Genomic DNA, 11,939 nt, shown 5'->3' on the forward strand with positions numbered 1-11,939 from the left:
CCAATCGTTGGTTAAGTGAAAAAATTTTTATGACTGCCGATTGTCATTCATTCTGCAGCTAGAAATTTCCCAAGCACATTGTTCGAGTGACAATTCTCAAATTGAATTTAAGTGGATAGGTTGATCGAGAGAAAAAAGCCTTTTAAAACTTCCAAGGGCATTGTCAGTTGTAAAAAAGAGATTTTGAACTTAAAAAGGTGCCTTTTCACAGATAAAAAACTACTTTTCAACTTCAAAGACATGTTGTCATTCAGAAAAAATGCATTCTTGAAATTAAAATACACGTTTCCTTTCGAAAAAAATGGCTTTAAATTTCAAAAGGCCTCTTTTCATTCGAAAAACGCCTCTAAAAATTTCCAAATTGGCATTGCCACACGATCAATGTATTAATTTGTCTTTAAAAATGACATTGCCACCTGAACAATATGCCTAAAAAAAATTCATGCGATGCTCATCGTTGGAGAAACGATGTTATGAATTTGACCATTTGTATTCAAAATATCAGTAACATTTGAATAAAAATCTTAACATGTCAATAACAAAAAACTAAGCCATACCACCATACAAACACTTTCAATTCCTTTAAAAAAATTGTACCTTAAATCGCATTAGTACATTTGAGATCAGTAAAGGAGTTTTTTATGAGAAAATTGATGTTCGCCTGGATTTGTCTTTGCTTGATTTTATTCCCCAATTATCAATCGAAAGCTCAACAATACAGTTTCCAAAACTATTCTTTGGAAGAAGGATTGCCACAATCCGAAATCTTTAGTCTGATACAGGACAAAAAAGGAAATTTGTGGCTAGGAACCAATGGCGGTGGTATTTCCCGCTTTAATGGTAAGGATTTTATTTCATACAACAGAAGGCATGGACTTGCGGATAACAACATTCGCTCACTTTATCAGGATGCCAATGAATTGTTGTGGATAGGTACTAGCATTGGAATTTCCAATTTTAATGGGGTGTCGTTCAAAAACTATGGTGTGAATGATAGTGTTCCCAATGCTGTTTACATTAGAATCCTGGAAGATAAAAAAGGTCGGATCTGGGCAATGGGAGTCGATCAAGCCAACCGACAACTCATTTACAGAGAAAAAGGTCAGTTTAAAGATTTTATAAAAGAACACGAAGATGTTCTAAATAGAAATCAGGTTCGCAACATCTTAATGGATAATTTTGGCACAATTTACATTGTCACTATTGATGGACTCTTTGAATATAGAGATGAAAAACTTTCGAGGTCACCACTTAATGATATTCCAGAATTTGAAGGACAAATTGTTGTACCCGCATTAATGGATGAATCAGATCAATTGTGGTTTTCAAATTTCATTCCGAATTATGGCTTAGTTTTTTATAAAATGATAAATGGAAAACCTATTAAAATTGAGTTGCCGAATGGCATTCCTCCGCAAAATATAGGTTCCGTTACTCTTGATTCAGAACAAAGGCTTTGGATTAGTGTTTTTGGAACAGGTGTTCTCGTAATCGATAAAAATCACTCCAAAATAATAGATGCCAGCCGAGGACTGATCAATCCATTTATTAACAACATTGTAGAAGACCGCGAAGGAAATATATGGATGACAACCAGTGGCAATGGACTTATAAAATATGGCAATAACAAATTCCTATCTCTCGATTTTACTAACGATGTTGGAGGCAATATTGTTCGTGCAATTATGCAGGATTCTAAAAATAACTACTGGTTTAGTATATCAGGGAAAGGTGTAGTTCAGTACAAAAGAAACGAAAGAAAAGCATTTACACCACAAGATCATCCTGGCTTATTAAACATTCGTGATTTTCATGAATTACCAAATGGAAACATATTAATGTCGGGCTTCAATGGACTAATTGAGTTTAATGGAAATTCTTTTCGTGATGTTACAGATCGTTATGGATTACCTGCAGGCAGCGGTGTGATTGATATATTGGAACAAGATGGCGAAATGTGGCTTACCACTCAAGGGTTTGGAGTAATTCATTACGATAAAAAAGGAAAAAGAACTCAAATATCAGCCCAAAGTCATGGTCTAAAAACCAATCAGATAACCAATGTTTTTGTTGATTCTAAAAAGCGCGCCTGGTTTTCTCACTTTCAGGGATTAAGTATGTTCGAGAAAGATACCGTCATCAATTACGATGAAAACAATGGGCTGAATTACAAATGGGTAATGCAGGTAACTGAAGATACATCAGGAAGAATATGGGCTGCAACATTTAGCGGTGGCATTAACATTTGGGATGATAAAAAGTGGACTTACCTAACTACAGAAGAAGGACTGAGTTCGGATATTGCCTACTCGATATTAAAAGACAAATATGGCTCAATTTGGGTGGGAGCTCAAAATGGAGTTGATCGAATTGACTGCGATAAATCCGGTGCTATCAAAAACATTCGAAACTATAATAAATTTGATGGTTTTATTGGAATAGAAAACAATGGTTCATGCAACTACACGGATAAAAAAGGGAATTTATGGTTTGGTACCATAAATGGCGCTATGATGTTCAATCCCACTAAGGACATCATAAATCCAAATCCCCCGATTATTCAACTTACCGATATAAAGTTATTTTTTAGAAAAGTTAACTGGCGCGATGAAAAATACAGCCAATGTTTATGTGGAGTAAATCCATGGTTTCCTCTTCCTCAGGATTTAAGATTAACTCATGATATGCATCATCTTACCTTTAATTTTGAGGCTTTAAGTTATAAAGCTCCAGAAAAGGTAAAGTACCAGTGGAAACTGGAAGGCTTAGATCAGGATTGGTCACCAATTACATCAAAAAATGAAGCTATTTATTCACGTATACCACCTGGAGAGTATACCTTTAAAATAATTGCATCCAATAGCGATGGAAAATGGACTCCTAACGCCTACGAATACCATTTCGAAATTCGACCTCCATGGTACAACACCTGGTGGGCAATTAGTACGGGTATTATTCTTCTTGCTCTGCTAATTTATGGAATAATGCGAGTAAGATTGAGAAACATACAACAAAAGAAAATTGAATTAGAACATCTTGTAAAAGAAAAAACTAAAGAAGTTAGGCATCAAAAAAGAGAAATTGAGTCACAAAATAAAATTCTGGAAAATCAGAAGGATGAGATTTTACAACAATCTCACAACCTTCAAAAATCATATATGAACTTGATTCACTTGAATGATATTGGCAAAGTGATAACCGCAAATTTAGCGGTGGAGAGCATTATTGATACTGTATATGAATCGGTAAACGAACTAATGGATGCCTCAATATTTGGCATTGGAATCCATCACAAAGAAAACAACAGTTTACTATTTCCTAGAATAAAAGAAGATGGTAAAAACCTTGATTCTGTAGATTTTGCCTTGGAAGATGAAACAAGGTTAGCGGTATATTGTTTCAAAAAGAAAAAAGATGTTTTCATTTCTGATTTGGAAAAGGAATATCACAAATACATTACTAAAATTATTCCGGTAGAAAAATCAGGAACTCCAAAATCTGTTATCTATTTACCTCTAAAAATAAATGATATTGTAACAGGAGTCATCACGGTTCAAAGTTTCAGGACAAATGCATATCAGGAGTATCATTTATCACTACTCCAGAACATTGCAGTTTATGCAAGTATTGCTGTAGATAACGCTCAATCGTACCGAAAAATACAGGTTCAGAGCAAGCGCTTACAAAAAGCTAACAGAGATATTAACCTTCAAAAAGAAGAGATACAGCAAAAAAATACAGAATTAACAGAACTGAATCACGAGAAAAACCATTTAATTGGAATTATTGCCCACGATTTAAAAAATCCATTAACATCTACAATATCCATTACTGAATATCTTAAAGATAAAATGAATTCGAATGGAGAGTCGGAAGATTTTGAAAATGTAAGCTTCATGCTGAATGCCTTGCAGAGAATGAATAGGATGATTTCTAAAATTTTAGATATTGGAGTTATTGAATCCAAATCAATAAATATGCAATTGGAAAAAACCAATTTAAGAAAATTAATGGAGATTGTTAACATTCATTTTAAGGATCATTTGCACAAGAAACATTTAACACTTACTATCGATGCTGAAGACTCTTTTGCTATGGTTGATCCTAATTACATGACTCAGGTTTATGAAAACTTAATCTCTAATGCGATAAAATTTTCACCATTAAACAAGAACATTAATGTTAAGATCTGGGAGGAAGGAAAAAAGGTGAGATCACTTGTAAGTGATGAAGGACCTGGCATTCCAATTGAAGATCAGAGCAAGCTATTCGGAAAATTTCAAGTTTTAAGTACAAAACCAACGGCAGGAGAAAAATCGACAGGCTTAGGTCTATCAATCGTAAAAAAATATGTAGAAGCAATGCAAGGTAAAGTTTGGTGTGAAAGTGAACCTGGAAAAGGATCAAAGTTCTTTATTGATATTGATAAAGCAATATAAATAGAAAATGTCCGGGCAAAAGCTCGGACATTTCTTTTTATTCTTATTGCCTAATCAAAGCAAGCTAAAATAATTTTTAAAAGTAAAGATCACGCTCACCCTTTTTCACCAATTCAAGACGAGTCTCTAATTCTTCAATCTTTTGGATATCCTGTAATTCTTTCTTTTTTATATCAATTAGCTTGTATCCCTTTTCTTTCATTTCCTCAGTACCATAATCTTCCAGATATTCTGCAAGTGTAAGTATGGCATTCTGAGCACAATATCTCTTGATGAATCCAGGGACAGAAAATTCCATAAAGTGCTCACCTGTTCTTCCTTTTCGGTAACATGCAGTACAAAAAGATGGCAGGTATTTTTTATCCAACAATTCATCAATTACTTCTCCCAATGATCGAGTATCGCCAATTTCGAATTGTTCATGTTCTAATTTTTGTTTCTTCGCTGAATCCTCCGAGTAGCCACCTAACTGGATATTTGTTCCTGCATCAATCTGCGAAACTCCTAAACGAATAACTTCGGCTCTAATTTCCTGAGACTCTCTGGCAGTAAGAATCATTCCCGTATATGGAACAGCCAATCGCAAAATTGCAACCAATCTAATAAACTCATCATCACTAACCTCGAATTTAGGATCAATTGTAGAATCGGATGCTGCTTTTATTCTTGGAAATGAAATTGTGTGCGGTCCAACATTATAGCATGCCTCAAAATGATTCACATGACGAACCAATCCCATCACGTCAAATTTCCAATCGTACAAGCCAAATAATGCTCCAATTCCTACATCATCAATTAAAGCTTCCTGAGCACGATCTAAACCAGTTAAACGCCAGTCAAAATCCTTTTTTTGTCCACTAATATGATATTTTGCGTAAGCTTCTCTATGGTATGTTTCCTGAAAAATCTGATACGTACCAATACCTGCTTCCTTTACTTTTTTATATCCTTCGATATCTAAAGGGGCGGCATTTATATTTACTCGACGAATTTCTCCATTACCTGATTTCACCTCATAAACCGTACGAACGGAGTCAGCAATAAAATCGGCATCGTACATTGGATGCTCTCCGTAAACGAGTATTAATCTTTTCTGACCATTATCTTCAAGCGCCTTCACTTCCGATTTAATCTGCGAATGAGCCAATGTAGTTCTTACCTGCTTCTTATTCGAAGCTCTAAATCCACAATACGTACAATTATTTACACATTTATTGCCAACATATAAAGGAGCAAAAATTACGATTCTATCACCGTAAACTTTTTCCTTTAATGTTCGTGCTCCTTCCTTTATTTCTTCAATAAGCTCAGGATCTTCAGTTTTTAATAAAACGGCAGTTTCCTGAAGACTCAAACGATTTTTATCCAACGATTTTTGAATAATTCGACGAACATTTTCTTTTGAGGCATCAGCTGCTTCCAGAATTTCCCAAATTTCAGATTCATCAATAAAAGGTTTCATCCTTTCATCCTTTATCCGATACTCTTGAGGTTTGTAGATCATTTTCATTTTACACGCTGTATCTGTTCGAAACAATAGCTCAACAAGCCATATTGTTTCAATGTATTTTGTTTGTTTTCAAAACAAAATTAATCATTATTATTTTGGAATAAGAACAAATTGGAGTTTGAGGTCCAAATTTTCTATTTAAAAATTAAAACACAAAAAAACCCTCAACATATGTTAAGGGTTTTTATAGAATTGTATATATCGTTATTGATATTTTCTTTTAATAAACCAGCGCTCAAATAAGCTCATTTCTATTGTTACACGACCAAAATCTTCACGAATATTATCATTATCCGTTGTTCCCATCTGCCCGAATTCAAATGAAATATTTAGCATTCCCTTTCCTTTCGCCATAGGTAGACCCAAACCAAAACTCACTCCTTTGGTATTTATTCTTTCGCTTTCAACTTTTATATATCCAGTATCATAAAAAGCACCAAATCGGTAAGATAATTTTTTAAGAAATTTAGTAGCATAACCATCATTAGCGTTATAATTCATACCAACACTAAATCTGTTTCGGTCCTTTAACTGATTAGACTCCTTAAAAATTTCAGTTTCACTCCATCTTTCATGAAGGTAATCTGCGCCAATCCACAATTGCTTATTTTTTGTAAAACCTAAACCAAAGCCATAAGACATAGGAACATCAAAAGATCCCCGATCTAATGTATTCTTGTAAATGGTATCTCCTACGCTTGACTGATAGTTAGTCACATAAAGCTTTCTCTTTGATCGAACACCTAATTCTGGCTGAAATTTAGCACCTACAGTAACATCCCATTCTCGGTTCAACTCTCCAGTATACTGAAGTCCAAAGTCAAAATATATTCCTTGAGATATCAATTGTTGCTGGCTTGAATAAACATATGAACTTCCTTGAAGAACAACAATTTCATCCGTAGTATTATTACCGAATAAAAAATTAGTATTAACACCTAATGATAAATTTTCTAATATAGAAACTCCATTAGCCAGTGTTAATTTATTCAAACCTCCACTACCTGTTAATGTTCTCTGTATATAATCATAATCACTACCTGTAACCTTTTCTCTTGTCGAAATATCATAACCAACATTCGTATATGGAGTCAATGAAACCGCGGTAGCAACTCTAGGAGATACTCTAAAACCAAAAGATAATTGTGAAAAATTATTATCATGTACTAAATCTGATTTACCCTTCTGATTCAGGTTTGTCGTTTTTGAAACTAGACCTACATTAAATATGAATTTTAAGCTATCCAAATTTGCTAAAGCAGCAGGGTTATAGATATCAATACTATTAGAATTCCTAAATGCCATTCCAGTTCCACCCATAGCCGATGAAATTCCATTCACTGGCTGGCTTAATTCACCTAAACCATAGTATGAATAAGGTGAGGATGTATTGTTTTGAGCAACAGCATTTATCGTTCCAAAAAGAGTAACGAATAAAATAATAGCAGAAAAGATATTTTTATTACTTCTGAATAACATATGTCGCTTTTAATTTAAATTCAAAATCTGTTTTATCATCATTTGTCAATACCATTCTTTCCATAGATGTACTCAAGGTTGAACTCGGGATAGAAATAAGAAGAGATTCTTCATCATCTATACCAGTATCTAAAATTGTATTCACATAATTGGTAATATCAAAAGTAAAATATGATCCTTCATCATATTCAACATCTTCAAAGAAAGTTGCAGACAACAAACTACCCGTAAGAGGATTAGTTAATGCAGTCAACATATTATTCTCATCATCAGAAGTAAATACATTAAATGTTGAAGGTAATCTAAAAATATCTTCGTCGTAAGTTGATTGTGCCGGGTAAAAAACCAATTCCGCTTTCAAAAGAGAACCAGATAATCCAATTTTAGCCAATTCATCTAAATGTGGAATTTCCAATTTGGTCATAATACCAACTCCACCCTGCATAAAAGTCAAATCATTTGTATCCTCAGATTTAATATCAAATTCTTGTTCTACTAAATCTTCTAATAAGGTACCTGTTCTATCCGTATTAAAATTTGTAAACATATATGAACTTGCCCCAACCGGAAAGTCATGATACAATACTTTTCCAGAATTGTCACTACTTGTTTCGTGATAATACAATCTTATATTTAGCGTATCTGCAGTCCTAAAATTCAATATTGCTGCGTCATTATCATCTGCAGGTCTGAAAGCTATTCCCTGCAAGAAATTCTCCCATTCTGCGCTACCATTCAAAATTTCATCTCGATCTATTGCCTTTTGAATCAAATCTTCTCCGAAAACAGGATCCAACTCAATTCTTAAGTTATACCAACTACCATCATCATCAGTTCTATATGGTCTTGGTCTAAAAGTTTTCGAACCAAGTGGTTCTGGATCAATTTCAAAAGAACTCACATTATACAAGTTACCATCATCTTCCAATTCTATTTCTTCCAAAACTTTATGGATATGAATAGTTTGCAACTTGGTAGTATCTCCATAGTAACTCTGATTATAATAAGTTACCAAAATTAATGAGTCAAATATTGGATCATCATTCGCCTCCAACTTAAATGAACCACCCAAGCCAATTTTTGTATAAGAGTTTGCAGAAACTACACCCAAATAAGGATCAATATATCTACCCACAATCATATTTCCATAACCCGAGGTAGGTATGGAATCGAGAATAACAGTAGAAGCATTTATCGTAAATGTGTCAATCAAACGAACATCTGTTGAGTTGTCAATAAGGTTACCACCCAACTCATGCTCTTCAAATCCATCGGAGTTACAGCTAACAAAAAAGATGGACAGGAGTAGTAAAAAGAAACTTATTCTTTGCATATTTTCTATATTCTAAAATAAAGTTCAACAAATGAAATCAAATTCAAGGCAGGAATGAACTTTTATAGATAAATTATTAAAAATTATCGGACAAATGTAGTTAAAATATCGACAAACCCGAAGAGGGAATTCGATTTGTTAAATTTTCTAAATTAATTTTAGGTTTTTTAAGTTTAGAAAACCTATAGTTTAGTTTTTTATTTATATTTGTCGATCAGATAAAATCACCGGGTATTTTGCAAGAGTATAGAATTCCTGTTTTATACCTAACAATTACGGATTAATTATAAACAACATAACGGTAATCGACCCGGAAACAAATTTAACTTTGAAAAATCATAACAAATGAGACAAAGATTATTACTAGGTATTATTGCAACCCTAACAATTTTCACCAGCTGTAGCAGCGGTGACGATCTTGACGGTAACTGGATCAAGCGCTCAAGTTACGACGGTCGTGTTCGTAGCAATGCTGTTTGTTTTGTTATTGACAACGAAGCATACGTTGGGACTGGTTACGACGGTGATGACCGATTGATTGACTTTAGAAAATACAATGGAGAACTTGATAGCTGGTCTGCATCACCTTCAACTGGTGATAGTGATGCTGTACCTTCTTTCCCAGGTGAAGCAAGACAATCTGCTGTTGGATTCGCTGCAGGTGGAAAAGGTTATGTAGGAACTGGATTTGACGGTGACGTTACCAGATTTGCTGATTTTTGGGAATACAATCCTGCAACTAAAACATGGACTCAAATTGCAGACCTTCCAGGTGGTGCAAGACAAGAAGCTATTGGTTTTGGTATTGGAGATATGGGATATGTTGGAACAGGTTACGGATTCCTTGACGGAGATGACAAAAATGAATTGAAAGATTTTTGGCAGTTAAATACAACTACTGGAGAGTGGACTAACCTAGGATTTAGTGGTGAAAAGCTAAGAGGCGGATCTGCTTTTGTTATTGACAACAAAGCTTATGTTTGTTTAGGAAGAAGTAATGGTGTTGCTGTAAACGACCTATATTCTTTTGATCCGACTTTGGAAGGTGATAGCAAGTGGACAAGATTAACTGATCTTGATGATGATGACATCAATAAAGATGGTGATATCTTACGTTACAATGCTGTTACATTTGTAATGGATGGAAAAGGTTATGTTGCTGGTGGTAGCAATGGTTTCCTTAAAAGAGATGTTTGGGAATTTGATCCTACAAAAAGAAATGGTCAGGGAGACTGGGATGAGAAAACTGAGTTAGAAGATGAAGTTGCTAGTAGAGAATATGCTGTTGGTTTTACTGTAAACAACAGAGGATATATGGCTACAGGTAGTGCATCTGGAGTTAGACTTGACGATGTTTGGGAATTTGATCCTAACATGGAAGAAGACGATGAAGATAACTAATCGATAATAAATCAAGGGTTGTATTTTTTACAACCCTTTTTTTTGCTCTATAGTAAAAATGAAAAAATCAGTAATTATAATTTCAATTGTAGCAATTGCAATTATAGCGGTTCTATACTTTTTAAAAAATGAAAAAATAGAACCGGAAACAACAAAAAGAGATCCAATAAACTGGACACTTGAAACGAAACAGATTGATAATGGTTGGGCGTATACTATTTATCAGAATGGCACTAAAACCATTTTTCAAGAAAGAATACCAGCAATACCGGTAAATACTCCTTTTGAATCAGAAAGAACAGCCAAAATGGTTGGTGAAAAAATGCTAGAAAAAATTAAGAATGGTAAAATGCCTTCCATCTCAAAATCAGAATTAATCGAAATGGGAATAGTTGATTCATTACTTCAGCCCATTTTACAAAAAAAATAAAATACTTTAACACTCTTTAACCTCCTCGTTAAAGAGTGTTAAACCTCATTAATAAACAAGAAAAGCTACTATATTAGTAGTTATGATTCTTGAAAGCATTATCCTCGATCGCGACCTTACTCACATTGAAAATCTCAAAAAATATGAAGATTTTCTTCCCTACCTTAAAATAGATGCCTGCTTTACTAATATTGATAACGCAAAGCATTATCTAAAAAATAAGAAAGTAGATATTATCTTCACAGGTCTGGAGTTCATTCAAAATAACTCTATAGAAAAGCTGAATTTAAACTCGATCGATACAGAAATTATTCTTAGTTTAAACACCCCATCTTTTGAGTTTAAAAACCACTGCATGGGCGCATTCGATTACTTAATGAAGCCTGTACCTTTTGAAAAATTCATCAAACCTCTTAATAGAATTTACACTCAAAAATTACCTACAACCAATAATAAGTCGAAACCAAGTTTCAATAACGACTTCTTCTTCATAAAGAACAATTCAGTTATTGAAAAAGTGCGATATAACGATGTTTTGTTCTTTAAAGGAATGAAAGATTACATTTGGATACAAACAGTGAACAAACGTATTATTACGCTTCAAACAATGAAAAATTTATGTGAAAATTTACCTTCGGATAGATTCATCCGAATTCATCGATCATTCATTGTTTCCTTAAATCATATCGACTGCATAGATCGAAACCGCATCGTAATTGGTAAGGAAAGAATTCCAATAGGAGAAACGTATCGCCAACCTTTTTTCTCTGCATTAAAAGAATTGGAGTTAATTTGGGATTAAAATAAAAAACCTCCGACAAACTGCCGGAGGTTTTAAAATCTATATCAAATTATTAAGCTTGATATTCTTTAATGATGTCAGCAACATCACCGGCTGCAACACGTCCGAAAACACGCTCACCGATAGTTACTACTGGCGCCAAACCACAAGCTCCTACACAACGCAGACAGCTAATTGAGAATTTTCCATCCTCAGTAGTTTCGCCAACAGGAACATCTAATTGACGTTTGAACTCTTCTAACACTTTCTCTGCACCTCTAACGTAACAAGCAGTTCCCATACAAATTGAGATTGGGAATTCTCCTTTAGGTACCATTGAGAAGAATGAGTAGAATGTTACTACACCATAAACGTGAGCAACCGAAACATTCAATTCTCTAGCAATGATCTCCTGAACTTCTGCAGGCAGGTAACCAAAAGTTTCCTGAGCCTTGTGAAGCACATTAATCAATTCGCTTCCTTCATTATTAAATGATTTGCAAATCTCCACAAGCGTATCCACCTTAGATTTTGCTAATTTAATTTTTGCCATAATATAAACTCCT

Annotated in this window: 8 protein-coding genes; 4 read left to right on the forward strand and 4 right to left on the reverse strand. The window is 34.1% G+C overall.

Annotated features, from left to right (window positions below; all coding sequences use genetic code 11):
- Positions 1 to 641 precede the first annotated feature (641 nt).
- Positions 642 to 4,439 carry a two-component regulator propeller domain-containing protein gene (locus tag GCQ56_RS10010; protein ID WP_152734335.1) on the forward strand — a complete coding sequence of 1,266 codons (3,798 nt, stop codon included), beginning with the start codon at positions 642 to 644 and terminating at the stop codon, positions 4,437 to 4,439.
- A 76-nt stretch (positions 4,440 to 4,515) separates the two neighbouring features.
- On the opposite strand, the gene hydG is transcribed toward GCQ56_RS10010, so the two are convergent.
- The 3 genes from hydG to GCQ56_RS10025 form a co-directional block, all read right to left on the reverse strand.
- Entirely contained in the window at positions 4,516 to 5,949 is a 1,434-nt protein-coding gene (gene hydG / locus GCQ56_RS10015; protein WP_152734336.1) for a [FeFe] hydrogenase H-cluster radical SAM maturase HydG, read from the reverse strand.
- A gap of 204 nt (positions 5,950 to 6,153) precedes the next feature.
- Positions 6,154 to 7,428 (reverse strand): hypothetical protein, encoded by a 1,275-nt coding sequence (locus tag GCQ56_RS10020; protein WP_152734337.1) that lies wholly within the window; start codon positions 7,426 to 7,428, stop codon positions 6,154 to 6,156.
- Positions 7,412 to 8,761 carry a DUF4270 family protein gene (locus GCQ56_RS10025; protein WP_152734338.1) on the reverse strand — a complete coding sequence of 450 codons (1,350 nt, stop codon included), beginning with the start codon at positions 8,759 to 8,761 and terminating at the stop codon, positions 7,412 to 7,414. Before GCQ56_RS10025 ends, GCQ56_RS10020 begins: the two co-directional genes overlap by 17 nt.
- Before the next feature lie 345 nt (positions 8,762 to 9,106).
- On the opposite strand from GCQ56_RS10025, the gene GCQ56_RS10030 reads away from it, so the two are divergent.
- The 3 genes from GCQ56_RS10030 to GCQ56_RS10040 all read left to right on the forward strand — a co-directional run bounded on the left by GCQ56_RS10030 (position 9,107) and on the right by GCQ56_RS10040 (position 11,394).
- Positions 9,107 to 10,162: a kelch repeat-containing protein gene (locus GCQ56_RS10030; protein ID WP_152734339.1), complete on the forward strand. Its 1,056-nt coding sequence runs from the start codon at positions 9,107 to 9,109 to the stop codon at positions 10,160 to 10,162.
- A 58-nt stretch (positions 10,163 to 10,220) separates the two neighbouring features.
- Entirely contained in the window at positions 10,221 to 10,592 is a 372-nt protein-coding gene (locus tag GCQ56_RS10035; protein WP_152734340.1) for a DUF4907 domain-containing protein, read from the forward strand.
- 82 nt (positions 10,593 to 10,674) lie between these two features.
- Entirely contained in the window at positions 10,675 to 11,394 is a 720-nt protein-coding gene (locus GCQ56_RS10040; RefSeq protein ID WP_152734341.1) for a LytTR family DNA-binding domain-containing protein, read from the forward strand.
- A gap of 52 nt (positions 11,395 to 11,446) precedes the next feature.
- On the opposite strand, the gene GCQ56_RS10045 is transcribed toward GCQ56_RS10040, so the two are convergent.
- On the reverse strand, positions 11,447 to 11,926 hold the full coding sequence (locus tag GCQ56_RS10045) for an NAD(P)H-dependent oxidoreductase subunit E (protein ID WP_152734342.1): 480 nt from the start codon (positions 11,924 to 11,926) through the stop codon (positions 11,447 to 11,449).
- Positions 11,927 to 11,939: the final 13 nt, after the last annotated feature.

Origin of the sequence: Marinifilum sp. N1E240, assembly GCF_009295825.1 — a bacterium.
Classification (GTDB): domain Bacteria; phylum Bacteroidota; class Bacteroidia; order Bacteroidales; family Marinifilaceae; genus Marinifilum_A; species Marinifilum_A sediminis.

What these genes read in the sequence shown, in the direction of transcription:
- GCQ56_RS10040 (WP_152734341.1), top strand. Translation starts at nt 10,675, where the DNA reads ATGATTCTTGAAAGCATTATCCTCGATCGCGACCTTACTCACATTGAA.
- GCQ56_RS10030 (WP_152734339.1), top strand. Translation starts at nt 9,107, where the DNA reads ATGAGACAAAGATTATTACTAGGTATTATTGCAACCCTAACAATTTTC.
- hydG (WP_152734336.1), bottom strand. Translation starts at nt 5,949, where the DNA reads ATGAAAATGATCTACAAACCTCAAGAGTATCGGATAAAGGATGAAAGG.
- GCQ56_RS10020 (WP_152734337.1), bottom strand. Translation starts at nt 7,428, where the DNA reads ATGTTATTCAGAAGTAATAAAAATATCTTTTCTGCTATTATTTTATTC.
- GCQ56_RS10045 (WP_152734342.1), bottom strand. Translation starts at nt 11,926, where the DNA reads ATGGCAAAAATTAAATTAGCAAAATCTAAGGTGGATACGCTTGTGGAG.
- GCQ56_RS10010 (WP_152734335.1), top strand. Translation starts at nt 642, where the DNA reads ATGAGAAAATTGATGTTCGCCTGGATTTGTCTTTGCTTGATTTTATTC.
- GCQ56_RS10025 (WP_152734338.1), bottom strand. Translation starts at nt 8,761, where the DNA reads ATGCAAAGAATAAGTTTCTTTTTACTACTCCTGTCCATCTTTTTTGTT.
- GCQ56_RS10035 (WP_152734340.1), top strand. Translation starts at nt 10,221, where the DNA reads ATGAAAAAATCAGTAATTATAATTTCAATTGTAGCAATTGCAATTATA.